The 19,266-nt window shown below is 69.3% G+C and carries 18 protein-coding genes and 1 pseudogene; 8 read left to right on the forward strand and 11 right to left on the reverse strand.

Annotated elements, in window-relative coordinates; all coding sequences use genetic code 11:
- The first annotated feature begins 7 nt into the window (after positions 1–7).
- Positions 8–382: a DUF742 domain-containing protein gene (locus tag CP981_RS33400; RefSeq protein WP_085924928.1), complete on the forward strand. Its 375-nt coding sequence runs from the start codon at positions 8–10 to the stop codon at positions 380–382.
- Complete coding sequence (locus tag CP981_RS33405; protein WP_085924927.1) at positions 363–965, forward strand: GTP-binding protein; 603 nt, start codon at positions 363–365, stop codon at positions 963–965. The genes CP981_RS33400 and CP981_RS33405 overlap by 20 nt, the downstream gene beginning before the upstream one ends.
- Here the strand turns inward: CP981_RS33405 and CP981_RS33410 are convergent.
- The 5 genes from CP981_RS33410 to CP981_RS33430 all read right to left on the reverse strand — a co-directional run bounded on the left by CP981_RS33410 (position 917) and on the right by CP981_RS33430 (position 6,524).
- Positions 917–2,104, reverse strand: a complete 1,188-nt coding sequence (locus tag CP981_RS33410) for an NAD(P)-binding domain-containing protein (RefSeq protein WP_085924926.1) — start codon at positions 2,102–2,104, stop codon at positions 917–919. The genes CP981_RS33405 and CP981_RS33410 overlap by 49 nt on opposite strands.
- Before the next feature lie 276 nt (positions 2,105–2,380).
- Positions 2,381–3,586 carry an LLM class flavin-dependent oxidoreductase gene (locus CP981_RS33415; protein WP_085924925.1) on the reverse strand — a complete coding sequence of 402 codons (1,206 nt, stop codon included), beginning with the start codon at positions 3,584–3,586 and terminating at the stop codon, positions 2,381–2,383.
- A gap of 1 nt (position 3,587) precedes the next feature.
- Positions 3,588–4,631 carry an ABC transporter substrate-binding protein gene (locus CP981_RS33420; RefSeq protein WP_085924924.1) on the reverse strand — a complete coding sequence of 348 codons (1,044 nt, stop codon included), beginning with the start codon at positions 4,629–4,631 and terminating at the stop codon, positions 3,588–3,590.
- Between the two features lie 130 nt (positions 4,632–4,761).
- A complete protein-coding gene (locus tag CP981_RS33425) occupies positions 4,762–5,601 on the reverse strand; it encodes an ABC transporter ATP-binding protein (protein WP_244329902.1) in 840 nt (279 codons plus the stop codon).
- Entirely contained in the window at positions 5,574–6,524 is a 951-nt protein-coding gene (locus tag CP981_RS33430) for an ABC transporter permease (protein ID WP_425282183.1), read from the reverse strand. Before CP981_RS33430 ends, CP981_RS33425 begins: the two co-directional genes overlap by 28 nt.
- Before the next feature lie 590 nt (positions 6,525–7,114).
- Between CP981_RS33430 and CP981_RS33435 the strand changes: the two genes are divergently transcribed.
- Positions 7,115–7,537, forward strand: coding sequence for a YjbQ family protein (locus tag CP981_RS33435; protein WP_085924923.1), 423 nt, complete (start codon positions 7,115–7,117; stop codon positions 7,535–7,537).
- A gap of 501 nt (positions 7,538–8,038) precedes the next feature.
- Here the strand turns inward: CP981_RS33435 and CP981_RS33440 are convergent.
- Together CP981_RS33440 and CP981_RS33445 are read right to left on the reverse strand one after the other, a co-directional pair.
- Positions 8,039–9,016 carry a helix-turn-helix transcriptional regulator gene (locus CP981_RS33440; RefSeq protein WP_085924922.1) on the reverse strand — a complete coding sequence of 326 codons (978 nt, stop codon included), beginning with the start codon at positions 9,014–9,016 and terminating at the stop codon, positions 8,039–8,041.
- A 132-nt stretch (positions 9,017–9,148) separates the two neighbouring features.
- The gene (locus tag CP981_RS33445) at positions 9,149–9,685 is read right to left on the reverse strand and encodes a hypothetical protein (protein WP_150522382.1); all 537 of its coding nucleotides are present in this window, start codon (positions 9,683–9,685) and stop codon (positions 9,149–9,151) included.
- 1,046 nt (positions 9,686–10,731) lie between these two features.
- Between CP981_RS33445 and CP981_RS33450 the strand changes: the two genes are divergently transcribed.
- Together CP981_RS33450 and CP981_RS33455 are read left to right on the forward strand one after the other, a co-directional pair.
- On the forward strand, positions 10,732–11,223 hold the full coding sequence (locus CP981_RS33450; RefSeq protein ID WP_425282225.1) for a recombinase family protein: 492 nt from the start codon (positions 10,732–10,734) through the stop codon (positions 11,221–11,223).
- Positions 11,142–11,456 (forward strand): annotated as a pseudogene (locus tag CP981_RS33455) (amino acid permease); the annotation flags it as partial. The gene CP981_RS33450 and the pseudogene CP981_RS33455, both read left to right, overlap by 82 nt.
- 173 nt (positions 11,457–11,629) lie before the next feature.
- On the opposite strand, the gene CP981_RS33460 reads toward CP981_RS33455, so the two are convergent.
- Positions 11,630–12,622 (reverse strand): PI-PLC domain-containing protein, encoded by a 993-nt coding sequence (locus CP981_RS33460; protein WP_085928462.1) that lies wholly within the window; start codon positions 12,620–12,622, stop codon positions 11,630–11,632.
- Positions 12,623–13,346: 724 nt separating this feature from the next.
- Complete coding sequence (locus tag CP981_RS38965) at positions 13,347–13,796, reverse strand: transposase family protein (RefSeq protein ID WP_244329903.1); 450 nt, start codon at positions 13,794–13,796, stop codon at positions 13,347–13,349.
- Between the two features lie 173 nt (positions 13,797–13,969).
- On the opposite strand from CP981_RS38965, the gene CP981_RS33475 reads away from it, so the two are divergent.
- Positions 13,970–14,578, forward strand: a complete 609-nt coding sequence (locus CP981_RS33475; RefSeq protein ID WP_030077669.1) for a hypothetical protein — start codon at positions 13,970–13,972, stop codon at positions 14,576–14,578.
- A 228-nt stretch (positions 14,579–14,806) separates the two neighbouring features.
- On the opposite strand, the gene CP981_RS39300 is transcribed toward CP981_RS33475, so the two are convergent.
- Positions 14,807–14,932 (reverse strand): hypothetical protein, encoded by a 126-nt coding sequence (locus tag CP981_RS39300; RefSeq protein WP_280117053.1) that lies wholly within the window; start codon positions 14,930–14,932, stop codon positions 14,807–14,809.
- 498 nt (positions 14,933–15,430) lie between these two features.
- Between CP981_RS39300 and CP981_RS33480 the strand changes: the two genes are divergently transcribed.
- Positions 15,431–16,723, forward strand: a complete 1,293-nt coding sequence (locus CP981_RS33480) for a condensation domain-containing protein (protein WP_244329904.1) — start codon at positions 15,431–15,433, stop codon at positions 16,721–16,723.
- Positions 16,724–16,742: 19 nt separating this feature from the next.
- On the opposite strand, the gene CP981_RS33485 is transcribed toward CP981_RS33480, so the two are convergent.
- Complete coding sequence (locus CP981_RS33485) at positions 16,743–17,759, reverse strand: helix-turn-helix domain-containing protein (protein WP_085928464.1); 1,017 nt, start codon at positions 17,757–17,759, stop codon at positions 16,743–16,745.
- A gap of 94 nt (positions 17,760–17,853) precedes the next feature.
- Between CP981_RS33485 and CP981_RS33490 the strand changes: the two genes are divergently transcribed.
- Positions 17,854–19,143, forward strand: coding sequence for an MFS transporter (locus tag CP981_RS33490; RefSeq protein WP_244329905.1), 1,290 nt, complete (start codon positions 17,854–17,856; stop codon positions 19,141–19,143).
- Positions 19,144–19,266 lie beyond the last annotated feature (123 nt).

Genomic DNA, 19,266 nt, shown 5'->3' on the forward strand with positions numbered 1-19,266 from the left:
GCCGCCCATGACCGACTCCACCCCGCACTGGTACGACGACGAAGCGGGGCCGGTGGTCCGGCTCTATGCGATGACCGCCGGGCGGGCCCGGCCGAGCAGTGCGGCCTTCGAGCTGATGGCCGTCGTGCAGGCCGAGCCCCGGCCGGACGAGGACCCCACGCTGTCGCCCGAGCAGCACGCGATTTACCGGCTGTGCGACGAACGCCCCCGCCCGGTCGCCGAGGTCGCCTCCGACTCCGGGCTGCCCCTGGGGGTGGTCCGGGTGCTGCTGAGCGACCTCCTGGCCGAGGGACTGATCCGCGTCAACCGTCCCGTGCCACCCGCCCAGTTGCCCGACGCGCACATACTCAGGGAAGTGATCGATGGACTCCGCGCGCTCTGACTCCTTCATGGCCCTCAAGATCCTGGTGGCCGGAGGGTTCGGCGTGGGCAAGACGACCCTCGTCGGCTCCGTCAGCGAGATCCGGCCGCTCAACACGGAGGAGCGGCTGACCGAGGCCGGGCGTCCCGTCGACCGGCTCGACGGGGTCCAGCAGAAGACCACGACGACCGTGGCCATGGACTTCGGACGGATCACCATCCACGACGACCTGGCGCTGTATCTGTTCGGCACACCGGGGCAGAACCGGTTCTGGTTCCTGTGGGACGAGCTGGCGCAGGGCGCGCTCGGCGCGGTGGTGCTCGCCGACACCCGGCGGCTCGCCGACAGCTTCGCGGCCATCGACTACTTCGAGCACCGCAGCATCCCGTTCGTCGTCGCCGTCAACTGCTTCGACGGCGTCCGCGCCCACCGGGCCCAGGAGGTGGCAGGGGCCCTGGACCTCGATCCGGCGACCCCGGTGCTGCTGTGCGACGCCCGGGAGCGCGCGTCCTGCAAGGAGGTACTGATCGGTCTGGTCGAGCACGCGGCCTCCGCCTACGAGGCCAGGATGCCCGCCAACTCCGCGTCCTCATCGGCTGGTTGAGGATCCTCTGTCAGCAACCTGTCGATGCCCACGGCCGCGGCCCGGCCCGCGCGGTTGGCGCCGATGGTGCTTGCCGACGGCCCGTAACCGACGAGATGGACCCGCGCGTCACGGAGCGTGCGGGTGCCATCCATCCGGATACCGCCGCCCGGCTCGCGCAGCCGCAGCGGGGCGAGATGGTCGAGGGCGGGGCGGAATCCCGTCGCGTAGAGGATCGCGTCGGCCTCGACCGTGCGCCCGTCGTCCCAGACCGCACCGGTGGGTGTGAGGCGCTCGAAGAGCGGCAGCCGCTCCAGCACGCCGCTCTCCCGGCCCCGCCGGATCGCCTCGGTCATCGGCAGTCCGGTCACGCTCACCACGCTCCGGGGCGGCAGCCCCTGCCGGACCCGGTCCGCCACCAGGGCGACCGCGGCCCGGCCCTGCTCCTCGCCGAACGGCCCCGCGCGGAACACCGGCGGCCGACGGGTCACCCAGGTCGTGGCGGCCGCGCCCGGCGCGATCTCCAGCAGCTGCTGCACGGCCGAGGTCCCGCCGCCGACCACCACCACGCGCGCCGCACGGAAGTCCTCCGGGCCCCGGTACTGCGCACTGTGCAGCTGACGACCCCCGAAGACCTCCTGCCCGGGGAACCGCGGCCAGAACGGCCGGTCCCAGGTCCCGGTCGCATTGATCAGCGCCCGCGCCGCATAGCTCCCCTCCGACGTCTCGACCAGCAGCCGCCCTCGCCCCGGCGCTCCGGCGGACTCCGTCCAGGAAGGGCCCGCCCAGGAAGAGCCCGCCCCGGAAGGGCCCGCACCGCCCTCGCGCACCGACAGCACGCGCACCGGCCGGTGCACCCGCAGCCCGAAGGCCCGCTCATAGCTGTCGAAGTACCCGCCGATCACCTCGGCCGACGGCCGCCGCGGATCCGCGCCGGTCAGCTCCATACCCGGCAGCGCATGCATCCCGTGCACCTTGTCGTACGTCAGGGTGGGCCACCGGAACTGCCAGGCACCGCCCGGACGTGGAGAGTGATCGAGCACCACGAAGTCCCGGTCGGGCCGATACCCGATCCGCCGCAGATGAAAGGCGGCGGCCAGTCCGGCCTGCCCGGCACCGACCACCACGACCTCGACCGCACGCACCCCGGTGTTGTTCATGCTTCTACTAACCGGGGGAGGGGGCTAGGTCTTCCCGGCGGGGTCAGTGGGTCTTGCCTGCCTGCCCACCGGCTCGTCTCTCCCCGCCTCCCGGTTCTTGGTTTCTGCCTCCTGCTCGCCCCTCCCTGCCTCCGCCCGCCCGTGCCGACGGGACCGTCCCCGCGGAGGCACCGCGGGCGCCGCCAGTGCCGTGAGCGCCGTACGCCACGACGGCCGGGCCGCTGAGGTAGCACTGCTCCCTCGGCGGCCCGGCCACCCGCCGCCCCGCCCAGCGGGTCAGCGCCCGCCGGCGATCAGCAGCGGTGCCCCACCCGGCGCCGACGCCGGCCGGCCATTGACCGCCGGTACGCCGGCCGGCGGAGCCGGCCCCGCCTCCAGCAGCCCCCGGGCGGCCAGCTCCGGCCGTACGCCCTCCCCGAACCAGTACGCCTCCTCCAGATGCGGATAGCCGGAGAGCACGAAGTGCTCGATGCCCAGGGAGTGGTACTCCTCGATCCGGTCGGCGACCTCGGCATGGCTGCCGACCAGCGCGGTCCCCGCGCCACCACGCACCAGACCGACCCCCGCCCACAGATTGGGCGCGATCTCCAGCTTGTCGCGCGAGCCGCCGTGCAGCGCCAGCATTCGCTGCTGTCCCACCGACTCGCTCTTGCCCAGCGCCTGCTGTGCGGCCGTCACCGTCTCCGGGTCGAGGTCGTCCAGCAGCCGGCCGGCGGTCGCCCAGGCCTCCTTCGACGAGTCCCGCGAGATGGTGTGGAGACGGATGCCGAACCGGACCGTACGCACTTCCTTCTCCGCCAGCCCGCGTATCCAGTCGATCTTCTGCTTGACCTCCTCGGGCGGCTCGCCCCAGGTCAGGTACACATCCACGTTCCGGGCGGCGACCGGTCCCGCGGCCGCCGACGATCCGCCGAAGAAGATCTGCGGCAACGGGTCCGGCGGCAGCGCCGTCAGCCCGCCCGCCACCTGATAGTGCTCGCCGTGGAAGTCGAACGGCCGCCCACCCCAGACGCCCCGCACAATCTTCAGAAACTCATCGGTACGGGCATACCGCCGGTCATGGCCGAGATGATCGCCGAACCGCTTCTGCTCGGTCGAGTCGCCGCCGGTCACCACGTTCAGCAGTAGCCGCCCGCGCGAGATCCGCTGATAGGTCGCGGCCATCTGCGCCGCCAGCACCGGCGAGATCACTCCGGGCCGGAACGCCACCAGAAACTTCAGCCGCTCGGTGACCTGGGTCAGCGCCACCGTCGTCAGCCAGGCGTCCTCGCACCACGTACCGGTCGGCGTGAGCACCGCCTCGAACCCCAACTGCTCGGCCGCTTTGGCGATTTGGGCCAGATACTCGATGTCCGGGGCCCGTATCCCGCTCACCGGGGTGATGCGGTCACGCCGAATCCCGCCGTCGGTATAGGCATGCCGGTCGACGAGCGTCCGGCCGTCGCCGCCGGTCGGCAGAAACCAGTGCAGGTGTACGGACATCTCAGTGGCCCTTTCCGTAGGTACGCGGCGCCGTGCCCGAAGGCGGCAGGTCACCGTTGAAACGGGGGTCGACGAACGCGCCGAAGTCGAAGGACCGGGGGATCAGCTTCAACGCCGCGAACGCGTCGACGATCCGCTGCTCGGAGGCGACGGCCGCCTTGTCCACGGCCACCGCCACCGCCGTCCCCCGGCTGCGTTTGACGGCGTCCAGCGCGACCTTGTCCGGCAGCCCGGTCTCCTTCGCCCAGGCCGTGGCCCAGGCGTCGGGGTGCTGGAACACCCAGTCCTGCGCCCGCCGCAGCCGGTCGGTGTAGTCCTTGAGCGCCGCCGACTTCTTCTTGTCGTCCAGCGCGGCCGGCGCGGCAACCTGGAAGCTGAGCCCGTTGACGACGCCCTGCCCGGTGGTCAGCACCCGGGCATCCGCCTGATCCAGGGCCTGCGAGGTGTACGGGTCCCACACCGCCCAGGCAGCCACCTTCCCCCGGGTGAACGCGGCGAGGGCGTCGGCCGGCTGAAGGTAGTTGAGCGTGACATCCTTCGGCGTCAGCCCGGCCTTCTTCAGCGAGGCGATGAGCTGGTAGTGCGCCGAACTGCCCTGGGCCACGGCGATCGACTTGCCCTTGAGCTGCGCCGGCCGCTTGAGCGGGGAGCCCTTCTTCACCAGAATCGTCTCGCCGTCCGACCTGCTGTGGGACCCGGCGATCACCTTGATCTTCGACTTCGCCGCGGCCGCGAACACCGGCGGGGTGTTGCCGACCGCACCGACATCCACCGCCCCGGCATTGATCGCCTCCAGCAGCGGCGGCCCGGACGTGAACGTCGACCACTTGATCTTGTACGGAAGGTCGTCCAGCTCTCCGGCGGCCCGCAGCAACGCCTCCGAACCACCTTTCTGGTCACCGACGTTGAGCGTCAGCGACCCTTTGCCATCGGTCCCGCTCCCGGTCCCGCCGCCCCCCTCGGCCCGCGACGAACCACCACAGGCGGCCAGCAGCAGGGCGAACGGAAGCAGCAGGGCGGCTGGGACGAGGTGGCGTGCTCTCATGGGGTGTCCGTTTCGGTTTCGGGGTGGTGAGGGTTGAAGGCTTAGGGGAGGGGTTGTGGCTGGCCAGGGGGGAGGGGCCGGTGTGGGGTCAGCCGGGTCGGTCAGTGGATGGCGGGCCGGTCCCGGCAGGTCACGCAGCAGCGGCGGCGGAGCCATCGCCCGTAACCTCCGCGTGGTCCGCCCCTCCCGCCGCGTGCGTGCCCGTGCCGCCCTCCACACCGAGCCGATCGAGCAGACGGGCACGCAGCGCACCGAACCGCGGATCGGAGATCTCCCGCGGCCGCGGCAGATCCACTGTGGTCTCGTACGCGATCCGGCCGCCCTCCATCACCAGCGCCCGGTCGGCGAGCAGCAGCGCCTCCTCCACGTCATGGGTGACCAGCAGCACCGCGCAGCCCCGCTCCCGCCACAGCTCGGCCACCAGGCGCTGGGCCTTGATCCGGGTCAGCGCGTCAAGAGCGCCGAACGGCTCGTCGAGCAGCAGCAGATCGGGCTCCCGTACCAGCGCACGGGCGAGCGACGCCCGCTGTGCCTCCCCACCGGAGAGCGTCTTGGGCCAGGCCTCCGCACGGTGACCGAGCCCGACCTCCGCCAACGCCCTTTCCGCAGCCGCCCGGTCGGGGCGGCCCGGCAGCCCCAGCAGCACATTGGGCCAGACCCGCTTCCAGGGCATCAGCCGCGGTGCCTGGAACGCCACGGCCTTACGGCGCGGCACCCGCACCTCACCCTCGATCTCCCGGTCGAGCCCGGCCAGCACCCGCAGCAGAGTCGACTTACCGCAGCCACTCCGCCCGAGCAGCGCCACGAACTCGCCCGGCTGCACGATCAGTTGCAGGTCATCAACGACAGCACGGCCACCGAAGGCCCGCACCAGCCCCGCTACCTGGACAGCGGTGGCGCCGGGAGATGCAGCGCGTGGGGCCTCCTCGCGCAGGGTGTCGGTCACTGCCCCGTGAACGTCGGTCGCCATTGCAGCAGCAGCCTTTCGAGGGTACGGACGAGAAAGTCGGCGATGAGCCCGAGGATCGCGTAGACCACCAGGCACACCACGATCACGTCGGTGCGGAAGAATTCCCTGGCCTGGTTCATCAGGAAGCCGAGGCCGTCATCGGCATTGACCTGTTCACCGAAGACCAGCGCGAGCCAGGCGGTGGCCAGCGAGTAGCGCAGCCCGGTCATGGCGCCCGGCAACGCCCCCGGCAGCACCACATGCCGGATCAGCCCCCACCGGCCCAGCCCGAGCGCGGTCCCGGCCTCCACCAACTGGGCGTCCACGCCACGGATACCGGCATAGACATTCAGATACAGATGGAAGGCCACACCCAGCGAGATCAACGCGATCTTGGGCGCCTCACCGATGCCCAGCCAGATGATGAACAGCGGGATCACACCCACCCACGGGATGGAGCGCAGCATCTGCACCGTGGCGTCGACGAGATCCTCCCCGAGCCGCGAGAGCCCCGAGACGAGCGCCAGCACCACACCGGTCACACCACCCAACAGCAGCCCGACCGCGACCCGTTGGAGGGACACCAGCATCGCCGACGGCAGCGTTCCGTCCGCGACCAGATCCCCGGCCGTCGCAGCGATGGCACCGGGCGACGCCAGAACGTCCTCCGCCAGCACCCCACTCGCACTCAACACCTGCCACCACACCAACAGCACGACAGGCCCCACCGCCCGCCGCAACCACCGCGGCCCCGACCACCCCCGACCCGAGACGGGAACAACCCGTTCGAGCTCGGGCCCCTCGCCACGGAAAGCGGCCTCCGCCCCCACCTCCAGGTCCTTGGCGAGCGACGCCCGCCCGGCTTGAACGGCTTGAACGGCTTGAACGGCTTGAACGGACGGATCGGGCGGGGCATGGCCGTACACGGCCTGATCAACACTCATGAATGCTCCACGGAAAGGTGAATGAAGAGCGAGAGGGGGAGAAGAGGCGCGACCGACGACAACCAACTACGGCGCACCCGCGGAACGCCGCAAAGCCCCTAAGGGCGCCGGCGCCAAGCCCCACAACGGTCCGGCGGGAAGCGAGACAGGCCACAATGCCGCAGGCCCCGAATACCAAACCGCGGGGTCGCGAACCACCCACCCTCAAGAGACCGGCATCAGCACACTGGTCAGGGCCACGGCCTCAGGGACAGCAATGCCTCAACGACACCACTGCATCAGCGCCGGCAATGCCTCAATGACAGCACTGCATCAGCGCCGGCGACGCCTCAATGACAGCACTGCATCAGCAGCAGAAACGGCCGCCTCCGCGGCGACACCCGGCCGAGGCCACCCGCAGCAGGTCAATGTGACCGCGCGTGGTGAGCAGCGCTGATGTAGACATGCCGCTGAACGTAGCGGCGCGCTCCGAGAGGGGTCAAACACCATCTCGGCTGATGGACCTTTGTTGCCGGAGCGTGGAGACGGCATTGCGGGCGACACCCGCGGGGGTGCCGACGAGGGCGGGCCATCCATACGAAAATGACCGCATGAGCACCGCATTCACCACCCGCACCCTTGACGTCACCACCGGCTCCACGGAAACCGTCGCCGATCTCACCGCCGACTGCGCCGCCTTCCTCCGCGAGGCAGCCGACGGTCGCGACGGCCTGCTGAACATCTTCGTGCCCCACGCCACCGCCGGCATCGCCATCCTGGAAACCGGCGCAGGCAGCGACGAAGACCTCCTGGCCGCCCTGCACGACCTCCTACCCGCCGACAACCGCTGGCGCCACCGCCACGGCACCCCAGGCCACGGCCGCGACCACGTCCTCCCCGCCCTCATCCCACCCCACGCAACCCTCCCCGTAGTAGCGGGCCACATGGCCCTGGGCACCTGGCAGTCCGTCTGCCTGGTCGACACCAACGTCGACAACCCGAACCGCCAGGTTCGACTGAGCTTCCTGCGCTGACCAAGATTCGCCCTGGGCGCGTCACCAGCGGATCCGCACACAACCTCGCCTTCCGAGAGCCGGTGGAGATGTCGCAATCCACGCCGATCCCAGAAGGCCCGCACCCCTTTCAAGCACCAACCAAGGCGTGTCCCCCGTCACCAACGTGCCGGGACAGCACGCGATGTCGTCGATCAGGGAGCCGGACTGCGGGGGGGAAAGCCGTCATCGGTGCCTACGCTGAGCACTGGCGCACATTCCCGACTCGCGCTGCAACGCGGTCCCACTCGGAGACCAAGGCACGCCCTTCGCGTTCCTCCCGGCACTGATCCACAAGTCCTGAGCATTGCTCCGCTGTCGCTGGCAGCCAAGCCACAGCTATTGACTGTACGTCTACTCGGCGATGCGGCGGGCGCGGTGGGCGGTAGTCGCTGGATGGCATACATGGCGGTGCAGAAGGCGCGGAGGGAGGTGGTGCGCTGGGTCGGCTCGTGAGGTCACAGGTGTGTTCGAGCTGAGATGTCACTGTGGCCGATGGGCGACGCTGCGGTATTCCCTGGGTGCCATGCCGTAGGCCCTTCGGAAGGCGCGGGTGAAGTCGGCGGCGTGGGTGAAGCACCAGCGGGCGGCGATGGCGTGGATGGGGGTGGTGCGCATGGCGGGGTGTGCGAGGTCACGGCGAGCGTGCTCCAAGCGCTGGCCACGAATCCAGGCAGCGATGGACTCCTCTTCGCGTTCAAAGAGGCGGTACAGGTAGCTGCGGGAGATGTGGTGGGCGGCGGCGATGGTGCACGGGGTCAGTTGCGGGTCGTGCAGATGCTGCTGGACGAAGGCCCGAATGCGCAGTACGAGGGCCTGTTGGTGAGTTTCCGGTGGGAGCGAGTTCTCGGCGTCCAAGGCGTGGGCGAGTAGCGCCGACAGCAGGTCGATCATCACTGTCCCGAGCCGGGGCCCGTCAGCCGCCTGGTAAGGAGAGGTGTCCTTCGCCAGCTGAGTGAGCAACTGTGCCAGCAGGGCGCCGAAACCTTCGCGCGTTGACAGACGCGCCGCAGTGACTCGGTCGAATGCGTGCCGAGGCAGTGGCAATAGAGCTTTGGGGACCTCCAGCCCGATTCCCGTGTGCGGCCTTGAGTCGTCCCCCGCATGAACGTCGAAGGGCCGTGACGAATCGACGACGCACAGGCTGTCCGGACCGTGGACGGTCTCCTCCTTGCCCCGAACGGCGCGCAACGCCCCGTGCAACGGCAGAGAGAGGTGGAGCCCCTCTGGATCGGATTGACGGATGAGTTTCGGCGTTCGTCGAAAGCGCACTGGCTGGAACGTCGTCGGCCACACCGACACGGCACCGAGGTCCAGTACTCGTTGTGAAGCCAGAAAATCCGCCCGGTGGTCGCTGAGCAAGTCCAGCGGAGCATGCGTCCCACTGACCCGTTCGCGCCAGCAGTCGAACCGGTCCGCCGGCGGTAAGCCGTCAGTCCGGAACAGTCTCTCGGTAAGCATCTCTTCCTCCTCAGCTGCCTCACGAGCCCTTGAACAGCTCATGCCTGCTCCCTGACACGGAAGTTCAGGAGTGAAGCGCCTGTTCTTCATTCCCGGGCCCGGTAACGAGCCGGGCGAACCCGCACTGGAGCGCTACGAGTGGGTGGCGACGTGCTCGCGCAGGAAGGCTCCGGCGCGAGCGGCGGCCTCTTCCTTCGTCGCGTACCAGGTGCCGTCCTCGGCGGCGCCGCGCGCGCCGTCCGCGCCTTCGCCCGCCCAGGCCCAGCCGCCGGACGCCGGGTCCTGCACCAGTTCGGCTGTGCCGCCGAAGAGTTCGAGCGCCGTGCCCGTCTTCGCCGCCGCGGCTGCGGGACGGGGAACTGCGTCGGGCCACTTCTTGCGCGCGCCCTGGCGGGTTATGCCCCAGACCGCACCCATCTGCTCGTAGTTCGCGCCGTAGGAGCCGGCTGTCGCCGCCGCGCGCGCCGTCAGCTGCTTGACCTCCGTATCCACCACCTTCCAGGCGGCGAGGACGGACAGCGTCACCTCAACCGGATCCGCCTCCCACATGCGGGCCGTGGACAGCCCTGACTGGCGGGAGCGAATGGCCGCTGCGAGCGGATTGAGGGCATCAGTAAGGGCCTTGCCCAGCTCGGCCCGCTCTTCGGGGGTGATTCCAATCGAAGTCATGCGACAACCATAGTTACCGCTACCCCTCTCGACAACTCTAGTTCCGGCCGCTCGGTCGGTGGCACCGCGCCGAGGCCGACGCCGTGGCCTGCCGTGGGGTGGAGAATGCCGTGGCCGCGTGGACGAAGTGAGGAGGCGGGGCAGAGGCACGAACCTGACGGGGCCGGTGTCGGCCACGAGGTTCTGCACCTGTACGCCACCGGCCATACCACGGCCGGTGCGCCAATGGGTGATGGGACCGTCCCGAGCGGCTCAACCCGTGGCACATGGTGGTGCCCAGCTGTCAACAAGTGCCGAGTGGACGCGTAGTTAAGAAGCCGAGGACTCGCTGCTACTGACTCTCCTGAGGGGCGCCCGGCATTCTGAGACTGCCTGCACATGGACTCTTGGTGTCGCCGACCGTGGAGCCGATATGCGGCGCTATTACCCACAGCACGCAAAAGATGCCAGCGTCGGGTGCATTTTGATGTGTCCGGCCAGAAAGGACCAAAGATGCTCGCATTACGCAACTCGCTCTTGGGCGGTGTATCAGCGCGCAACGGAGCCCGCGCCCAGCAATGGACGTGCAAGGGACAAGCCGGCTCGAAGTGGTGATGTGGGCCTCCCCTCACCGTGGCAGGCCCCGTTCGTATTCGGCCTCGTGATCGGAGCCGGTGATCCCCATCGTTCCTCCGCGGGGGAGACGAGCGACAGGGGGAGCGTCCGGGAGGCCCCGCCCCATCGGGCGGGGCCTCGCCACACACTGACTGCCCGCGCCGTTTCCGTGTATGTGACGTGCACGTGAGGCGCCTCGGATCCGAAAGGGTCACCGAGTATCGTGCGGGTCGCCTTAGCGGAGTGTCGCGGACACCAACGTCGACAACCCGAACCGCCAGGTTCGACTGAGCTTCCTGGGCTGAGCGAGATCGTCCTGGGGGTGGCCGCGAAATCTCCGTACCCTGCGTGCCCGAAACGGAGAGACCTTGCGCGGTACGGACCTGGACGTGATCGAACGCCCCTATGACGGATGCGGGAAGAGCCTGCTCGGCGTGCGGCGGCTGTCCCGCATGAAGTTGGCCACGTCGTCCCCTGAGCGTCAACGGGAGGACATGCTGACAGCCGCCGCATCTGTCGGCGGGCACATCATTGGCTGGGCTGACGACTGGGGGGTATCGGGAGCCACGGACCCGGCCACCCGGCCCAAGCTCGGCCCGTGGCTTCGCGACGAGCGGGGGCCGTATGACGGCCTCGTTGCCGCAGCGGTGGACCGGCTCGGCCGCAACGTCGTCGACTGCCTGAACACGGGCTACAAGATGCGTGATGAGGGAAAGCTGCTCGTCACGTATGGCCACGACGGCCCTTGGGATCTCAACGACACCACACCACCGACGAGAAACCGCTTCACCATGGAGGCGTGGGGCGCCCAGATGGAGCTGCGCGCCATCCAGCGCCGCCATCGAAACGCCACCGTCAAGACACGCACACCGACCCCGAGGACCGCCGGGCCGCGGAGGCACTGCGCCGCGACTGGGAACTGTGGAACCCGGGAACCGACCTGATCGCCGTGGAATCCGGCGCCCGATCCCTGGGACGCCCGTTCGCCGCGTATGTACGCGAACTCACCACCCGGCACCCCGACTCCCGCATCACCGTCCTCATCCCCGAAGCCGAACCCGCCCACTTGTGGCAACGCCTCCTGCAGAACCAGCGCGGCGCAGTCGTCGCCCACGCGCTGCGCCGCGACACCGACGCCGTCATCTGCCGCCTACGGTTCCGGCTGCCGGCGGACTGACGGCTTCGCCTCTACGCGCACCACCGCGTGCCGCCAGGCATACCGCCGACCTGGAGCGGGAACTCCCCCGCGCCCAGCCGTGGCCGTGGGCCGCCGCGTACGACTCGGTCCCCGGCAGTCAGGGCGGCGACGGTGCTGACAGGAAGCGGGGCTGGGCGGGGTAGCTCGGGGTGTCAGCTGCCGAAGGGGATGTCCCGAGGGGTGGCCATCCGGCGCGTGTCCGGGTGGGCCTTCACGTAGTCCGTGATGTACGAGAGCGACTCCCGCACCGCGCTGTCGTCTGTGCCGCAACCCTTGGGGCCGCTGACGCCGTCCGGGTAGCACGACATCCGGTTGCCGTAGATCAGGCTGTCCACGGCGGCACTCCCGCCGGAGGAGTCCAGCAGGGTGGCGGCACGATCCCCGTCCCCCTTGCCCACCGTCCAGCCGACGGTCAGGCCGAGCTCTCCGGTGTCCCGGGCCTTCCTGCCGGCCTCCAGCTCCTTCCGGATGTTGTCGAACTTCAAGGCCATGTTGAACTCGCCCTTGTCCATCACGCGCTGGTTGCCGGGGACGTTCGGCCCGTGCTCGGCGAAGCCGTCCCGGACCTGCGCGTAGTCGCCGCTGAAGCTGACCGCTTCCTTGGAGTTCAGGTCAGCGAGGGCGGTCTTCCAGCCGCTGCCGCCCTCCTTGCCGTAGAAGCCGTAGAGCACCCGAATGCCCTTGCTCTCCAGCTTCTTGCGCGCCATGTCCCGCAGTCCGGCCACGGAGCAGTGGCGCCACTTGGGGTCGTTGCTGTCGCACCAGTCGGGGTTCTTCATGTCCAGCCAGACGAAGGAGGCCTGACGCCCTTGCTCATGCTCCTTCGCCACCTGGTCGAACATGGCCGACATGGGGTCGCCGTAGCTGGTGAGAGTGCCGTCGTGGTCGGCCCACCAGCCCTTGCGCCAGGCCGTCGCGTCCATCTCCAGCGCGTTGGCCCCGTTCTCGAGCGCCCTGGTCACACCGCCCGTGGTCAGCACCCGGTGGGCGATGGCCCAGGTGGGACGCTGATCGGTGGCGCCGGGCGCGGCCTCGGAGGGCTTGTCCTCCGGTACGGCCATTGCGGCTCCGGTGCCGAGGGTGGCTGCGGAGACGACCAGAGTCAGCGGCAGCAGTACGGCGCGAAGCCGGCGTGGGGAGGCCATGAGGACGGTCCTTTCCGGTTGCACGGGCTACGCGTGGCGGCAGCCCGTGTGGCGTGTGGTGGCTGTCTGCGCTACAGACAGACGGCGGGCCAACTGCCCGCCGGTGCAGCACTGTACGGATAAGTTACCCATCAGTAAATACGCTGCCGTCCGTACGCGGCCGCCCCCCGTTTCGAGGCAAGGGGGCGGAAAACCTGACGGCGCCGCCCATGGACCCCGCGCCCCGAAGGCGCACTCGACGCCTGTTGAGTGCGGTGCGAATCGCAAGGTGTATGGGCCGATCAGGCCGTGACGGCGGGATTGTTATGCATGGCCAACTCCACGGAAAAGATGCGGAATCGAGCGTACGGTTACCGATCAACGGCGTGAGTTGTTGCACCTGGGCTGTGGGGCCGGGGGCCCGTCGCGCCGGTTCGTTCGGCGGGGCCGGCGTCGACGATGTCACGCCTTCCCAGATGTAGGCCTGTGGCGGTACTCGGAGGAAGCGCGCAACTGGGCGGGCCGCACCCCGCAGCGGCTTCCCGTCGACCGCGAGCCCTCGCAGCTCTTGTCCCCTGGTCTGCCGGTCCGCGAGCCAGGCTCCGACCGCCAGGTCCAGGGCGTCCGCGTCGATTCTGGCGAGCAGTCGCCGGATCGTGGATTCCGCGGGCCAGGACCGTTTCGGAACCGGCGGGGCGACGGCCGTGCCGAGATGTTCGAGCAGGGCCGGCGGTGCGTCGGCGACTCATTCACTCACCGCGAGCAGGGATCGCGCTCCGGCGAGGACCGCGCAGGACGTCAGTGCCAGGAGCGTCACGAGAGGGTGCCGTATTCCCCGCGGATCCCGCGGGTCCGGGGCCTGGGCGAGGCGTTCCAGCAGAGGCGGAAGATCGCTCCTGGGCACTTCCGGATGCAAGCCGACTACGCCGGAGTCCTGACCGAAGAGGGCGCGGTAGTACGCGACTTCCGGTTCGCGCTTCATCCGGATGTTGCCGGTGGGGGTTTCCTTGTTGCGTTGTCGGACCATCCGGTTGGCTTCCGCTGCGCTCTTCGAGATGCACGACGAATGGATCGCCTTACCGCGTCGCCACCTCCCCGAAGGGGATATGGGTGATATCTGCCGTAAACTCTCTTTTAGTTCCTCCGCGCTACCCAACGCACCGCAATGCAATCGCCAGTTGATCTCCGACAGCATGACGAGGGACACTACCTGGCGGATGCGTGTTCCCGGCCGAGTGGCACTCGCTTCGGCATCCTCCCGTGCAGGTCATCGGAGGCCATCTACCCAAGGATTGCTGGGCAGTTGACCTCAGGGTTTCGTGATAGCGTTCTTGTTCGGAGGGACAAATGCAACCTGAAAGGGAAATCGTGAACACGGAGAAGATCGCCGCTCGCCGCCTCTCGCTGGAAGAGGTGACGAAGCTCGGCGTGAAAGACAGGCTCTTCATTTCCGCTGACACGGCAGAACTCAAGCTTCCCGACTGCTATGTCCCTGCTTTTCTGACCAAGTCCGGTGAGGATTTCGAGGGCGGCTCCATCACGGCGAGAACCGTATTCCAGGAAGAGGTCTCCTGGCTTCCCGACGACGAGAATGAAGCCGGAATCTACTTGGCCGACGAGAACGGCTCCGCGACCATCGAGGTCCTCCAGTCCGCCGGTGTCGTGCTGGACCTGGCGCTCTTCGTCCCTAGTGGGGACAAGGGGGCTCTCACGGCCCTTTATGCTGCGGCCCGGCAGGCCTTCGGCGCCGACGTCGTGCAGATCTGGCGCCAGGGCCTCAAGGAGGTTCCCGACGTGAAGGTCGACATCTTCGAGGAGCAGATTCCCCGGGGGCGCAAGGGGAGCGACAGCCCCAAGCGTGACCGTCGCGCGATCGACACCTACCCCACCCGTGCGGACTTCATCGAGTTCTCCGCGGGGTGGAAGCCGGTCGTTGAGATTCACCGGCCGATTGTTGACGACACCCCGACCATCTGAGGCGGCGTTACCTCTCGGTCTCGGCCTGAGAGGACGCCGAGAACGCATGCGCCGGCCCCGGTCGACCCCTGAGCGGCCCAGGGAGCCGTCGGAAAATACTCACGAACGCTGAAGCGCCGTTCCATTCGATGACCTCGCGAGACAGCCCGCCTGACCGAGATCAAGCCTGAAGTTATTCTGCGACAGCTCTCAGGGCTTCGGTGTAGTCGAGTGAGGTCCGCTTCGTGCTCAGATGAGGCCGAGGAGCGTGAGGGGGCGGCGGGCGTCACGCGCATTGCGGCGACGGCCGGAAACGATGTTCTTCGCGCCGTTCAGTCGCAGGGCGCCGACCGCGAGGTTGCGCCAGGTCGCCATAGCGCGGGGTGCGCGTCGGGGTTACGGGTACGGGCCGGAGCAGCCGCCGAGGCTCCGCAACGTCGGGGGCGTACCTAAAGGTGCCCAGCTGACTCTGACGCGTTGGTCAGCTGAGACAGGTGTCACCGAGTATCGTGCGGGTTGCCTTAACGGAGCTTCGCGGACACCAACGTCGACAACCCGAACCGCCAGGTTCGGTTGAGCTTCCTCGGCTGACCAAGAACGCAAGGGCTCCCGCTGCGGTAGTTGGCCCCGTCGCCGTTCTGCGTCAGCCCTTGCGCTTCCCACCAGCGCCGAGCGTGTTTCGCGTCCTCGATGTTCCTCGATGTTTCACCAACCGGGTATGCGCCCACGTTCCTCAGCGTGGAGCGGGGGAGGCGCCGCGCCCCCTCGGGTCCACGACTGGCGCAGACACCACCCCTGGCATGGCCTGTGCGATGCCCGGTGCGGCTGCCAGGCTGGGCGGACAACGGTTCCCTAGACCTCTGGAGCGGAAACGTGCAATCCCCTTTGACCGCGGGGCAACTGGAGATCTGGATATCGCAGGTGCTCGAACCGAGCAGCCCGGTCTACAACGTGGGTGACTACTACGAGATCACCGGCGCCGTCGATGCGAAGCTCCTCGAAGCGGCCGCCCGCACCGCCGTGGACGAAGCAGGATCGCTCGGCGCACGGTTCCTCGTCGCCACCGACGGTACGCCCTACCAGGAACTGGGGCCCGCGGAATGGTCGTTCGAGGTCCTCGACATGAGTGAACGGCCCGACCCCGACGCGGAGGCGGTGGCCTGGATGCGTGCCGAGATGGCCCGCCCGGTCGACCTGACCTGCGGTTCTCTGCTGGCCGGTGCGCTGATCAAGGTGTCGGGGGACCGCCACTTCTGGTATCGCCGTTTCCACCACATCATCACGGACGGCCATGGAACTGCCGCCGTTGCCCGCAGGACCGCGGCCCTCTACCACTCGATGCACACCGGTTCCCCTTGCGAACCCAACCCCTTCGCGCCGGTCACGGCCGCCGTCGAGCACGACCGCGCCTACCGGGCCGGCCGGATGTATGCGGCCGACCGGGAGTTCTGGGAGAAGGTCGCGCTCGACTGGCCGGCCACCGGCCGGCTCCGGGCGGACGCTCCGCCCGCACCTGTCACCTTGCAGTACAGCCACCATCTGCCACGGCAGGTGGTCGACGCCGTCCGAGCCCAGAGCGAGCGGCTGGAGGTGTCCACCGCGCGCTTCCTGATCACCGCCGCCGCCCTCTATCTGTGGCAGGTCACCGGCGCCGACGAGGTGACCTTCGGCTGCTCCGCGACGAGCCGGCCCACCCGCCTGCTGCGCAATGTCGTCGCCCCGATGGCGAACCTCCTGCCGTTCCGGGTGCTCGTGGAGCCGGAGCGGTCGGTGACCGACACCTTCCGGCGGACGGACCGCCAGATCGGGCAGGCGCTGCGCCACCACCGGTACCGCTACGAGGAGTTCCGGCGCACGCTCGCCGCGGGCCCGGAGCAGCACAGCGTCGGACCGGTGGTCAATATCGTCAACTTCGACCGCGATCTGCGCTTCGGACCGGCCACCGGCGTGGTGCGCACCCTGGTCACCGGGCCCATCCCGGACCTCGGCCTGTACTTCGACGTGCACTCCGAGCACGCCGGCACCAGCGTGTGCGTGGAAGCGAACCCCGCCAACTACACGGCGGAGGAGGCAGCCCGGCACGCCGAGGGCCTCGGCGGGCTGGTACGCGAACTGGCCGGGGTGGATCCGGGCCTCCCCGTACGAGCCCTGGGCCGGCCCCGGTGACGTGCGGGCGGCTTCCGGCTCACTCCTGGTCCCGCGCGGCGGCGTGCAGCCGCCCCAGCACATACCCGGCCTGGAACCGGCTCTTCGCACCGACCGCCTTCATGATTTCCGAGGCGTGGCGCTGACAGCTGCGCACGGACATCCCCAGGCGCCGCGCGATCGACTTGTCCTCCAACCCCTCCGACAGCATGGCGACGATCGACTCCTGGATCTCGCCGGAGATCCGGACGGCCGCGGCCGAGTCGAAGCTGACCGGGAAGAGCGAGGCATCGCGCCACAGGCAGTCGAAGAACACCCGTATGTAGTGGACGATATGCGGCTCGCGCACCAGCAGGGCCGCCTCCGGGTCGTCCCGCAGCCCCAGCAGGGCCACGCGGTGGTCGAAGACCAGCAGCCGGCACAGGCCGTCGGTCCGCGTCCGCACCTGCGCTCCGAGGTGCATCACGCGCCGGACGTGGTCGACCGTCGGCTGGTCGTAGCGGGCGGGATGCTGGTAAAGGGTGCGCATCCGGACGCCGCGCGTGAGCATCTGCCGGTCCCGCTCATCCGCCTCCTGGAGTGCGCGGGCGGAACGGGCACCACCCGGCTGGGCGGTGAGCACCTCCTGCCGGGCGCCGATCGTCAACTCGTCGATGGTCTCCTGGACGGTCCTCAGGTCGGTGAGCAGCTCGATCGGCTCGGCGTCCGAACGACGCGCCCGCCCCGACTCGTAGGCAGGGAGCAGCGAGGCGAACGTCTCCCGGAGGCGCTCGATCTCCTCGTAGCGCTCCCGCACATGGCGCTCCAAGGGACGCAGCAACCGGTCTGCGGCGGTCCGGGGCGGCACCACGGTCAAGCGGCCGGCCTCTCCTTCGGCGCGGCAGAGTAATCGCATTTCCACGAGCTCTTTCACCGCTCGTTCCACGTCCGCGCTGTCCAGTCCCACGACGGTGAGTTCCTCGATGCTGCATACGGCGCGCTGTGCGGCGTAGCCGAATACGAGCGATGCTTCCTCGCTGAGCTCAATTCGTCCCGGTGGTTCTGACGTATTCATCATCCCTCAGCCCCATCAGAGATATCCCCCGATCGGAAGGCACGCTAGACATGCTTGATCAACAGCCAGTCAACATGGAGCAGACGGGCGCCTCCCCGTGCCGGTGAAGACCGGGCACCTGGCGGCACGCACTGCGGGCGGCGGACTGTTACGCCGCCACCGGGATTTCCGGCAGCTGTGGTTCGGGGAGACCGCGGGCAAGTTCGGCGTGTCCGTCACGGGTGTACTGCTGCCGCTGGCCGCCGTCTCCGTGCTGCATGCCGGAACCTTCGCGGTGAGCCTGCTCAACGTCGCGACGTGGCTGCCCTGGCTCGTCATCGGGCTGCCCGCCGGAGTCTGGGTGGACCGGCTGCGCCGCCGCACGGTCATGCTGGTCTGCGACGCCGTCTCGTGCGCCCTGTTCCTGAGCGTGCCGGTTGCCGCATGGTGCGGTGTACTCGGCATCGGTCAGCTGCTGCTGGTCGCCCTGCTGGTGGGCTCGGCGGCCGTCTTCTTCCAGACCGCGTACACCGCCTACCTCCCCACCCTGCTCAGCTCCCCGGACCAGGCCGAGGGCAACGCGAAGCTGCACGGAAGCGCCGCCGCGGCGCAGATCGCCGGTGTGGGATCCGGAGGTCTGATTGCACAGGCCGCCGGTGCGGTCGACGGCATGCTGACCAACGCGGCGACCTTCCTCGTCTCCTTCCTGTGCATAGGCCGCATCCGCCACCGCGAGCCGCCGGCAGCGGGCTCCCGGTCGGGGCGCCGCCCGCCGCTGCTCGGGGACTTACGGGAGGGGGTGCGGCTGGTCGCCCGTGATCCGTACCTGCGCAGCCTCACGCTCTTCGGAGGCGCCTCGAATCTCGCCCTGGGAGGCTGCCAGGCCCTGCTCGTCGTCTTCCTGGCGCGGGACATCGGCCTGTCCTCCGGCGCGGTGGGGGCGCTGGTGGGCCTCGGCGGCGCAGGGGGAGTCCTGGGCGCGTTGCTGGTGCGCCGGGGCGCGGCCCGGCTCGGTACCGCTCGGGCCCTGCTGCTGTTCGAGCTGGGCGTGCCCGCACTCGCCCCGCTGATGGCGCTCACCCGAGACGGCGCCGGACTGGCGTTCTTCGTCGTCGGCTACGGCGCTGCCGCGCTCGGCGTGGTGGCGGGAAACATCATCAAGGCAGGCTTCATCCAAGGGTATTGCCCCTCCGGTGTGCTCGGCAGGGTGACTGCCTGCTCGGCGTTCGTCAACTACGGAACTCTGCCGCTGGGCGCGCTCCTCGCGGGTGGCCTCGGCACGCTGTGGGGGGTGCGGCCGACGATGTGGCTGCTGACCGCAGCCATGCCGCTGGCGGCGTTGATCCTGTGGTGGTCCCCGATCCGCGCCCGTCGCGACCTGCCCGCGCGCGAGGCCGACCCGAGCTGAGCGGATGACGGCCGGGCCCCTTGTCCGCGCCCGTCCGCGCCCGCCCGGACCCCTCCGCGCCGTACTGACGGGCGTCGGGCGCTCCGGCCCCGCAACCACGGGTGCCCCTTTTGTCCCCTCTCC

It is taken from the genome of Streptomyces platensis, from assembly GCF_008704855.1.
Classification (GTDB): Bacteria; Actinomycetota; Actinomycetes; order Streptomycetales; family Streptomycetaceae; genus Streptomyces; species Streptomyces platensis.

What these genes read in the sequence shown, in the direction of transcription:
- CP981_RS33415 (WP_085924925.1), bottom strand. Translation starts at nt 3,586, where the DNA reads ATGTCCGTACACCTGCACTGGTTTCTGCCGACCGGCGGCGACGGCCGG.
- CP981_RS33445 (WP_150522382.1), bottom strand. Translation starts at nt 9,685, where the DNA reads ATGACTTCGATTGGAATCACCCCCGAAGAGCGGGCCGAGCTGGGCAAG.
- CP981_RS33440 (WP_085924922.1), bottom strand. Translation starts at nt 9,016, where the DNA reads ATGCTTACCGAGAGACTGTTCCGGACTGACGGCTTACCGCCGGCGGAC.
- CP981_RS33485 (WP_085928464.1), bottom strand. Translation starts at nt 17,759, where the DNA reads ATGATGAATACGTCAGAACCACCGGGACGAATTGAGCTCAGCGAGGAA.
- CP981_RS33435 (WP_085924923.1), top strand. Translation starts at nt 7,115, where the DNA reads ATGAGCACCGCATTCACCACCCGCACCCTTGACGTCACCACCGGCTCC.
- CP981_RS33460 (WP_085928462.1), bottom strand. Translation starts at nt 12,622, where the DNA reads ATGGCCTCCCCACGCCGGCTTCGCGCCGTACTGCTGCCGCTGACTCTG.
- CP981_RS38965 (WP_244329903.1), bottom strand. Translation starts at nt 13,796, where the DNA reads ATGCTGTCGGAGATCAACTGGCGATTGCATTGCGGTGCGTTGGGTAGC.
- CP981_RS33420 (WP_085924924.1), bottom strand. Translation starts at nt 4,631, where the DNA reads ATGAGAGCACGCCACCTCGTCCCAGCCGCCCTGCTGCTTCCGTTCGCC.
- CP981_RS39300 (WP_280117053.1), bottom strand. Translation starts at nt 14,932, where the DNA reads ATGGCGACCTGGCGCAACCTCGCGGTCGGCGCCCTGCGACTGAACGGC.
- CP981_RS33450 (WP_425282225.1), top strand. Translation starts at nt 10,732, where the DNA reads ATGAAGTTGGCCACGTCGTCCCCTGAGCGTCAACGGGAGGACATGCTG.
- CP981_RS33405 (WP_085924927.1), top strand. Translation starts at nt 363, where the DNA reads ATGGACTCCGCGCGCTCTGACTCCTTCATGGCCCTCAAGATCCTGGTG.
- CP981_RS33425 (WP_244329902.1), bottom strand. Translation starts at nt 5,601, where the DNA reads ATGGCGACCGACGTTCACGGGGCAGTGACCGACACCCTGCGCGAGGAG.
- CP981_RS33430 (WP_425282183.1), bottom strand. Translation starts at nt 6,524, where the DNA reads ATGAGTGTTGATCAGGCCGTGTACGGCCATGCCCCGCCCGATCCGTCC.
- CP981_RS33400 (WP_085924928.1), top strand. Translation starts at nt 8, where the DNA reads ATGACCGACTCCACCCCGCACTGGTACGACGACGAAGCGGGGCCGGTG.
- CP981_RS33410 (WP_085924926.1), bottom strand. Translation starts at nt 2,104, where the DNA reads ATGAACAACACCGGGGTGCGTGCGGTCGAGGTCGTGGTGGTCGGTGCC.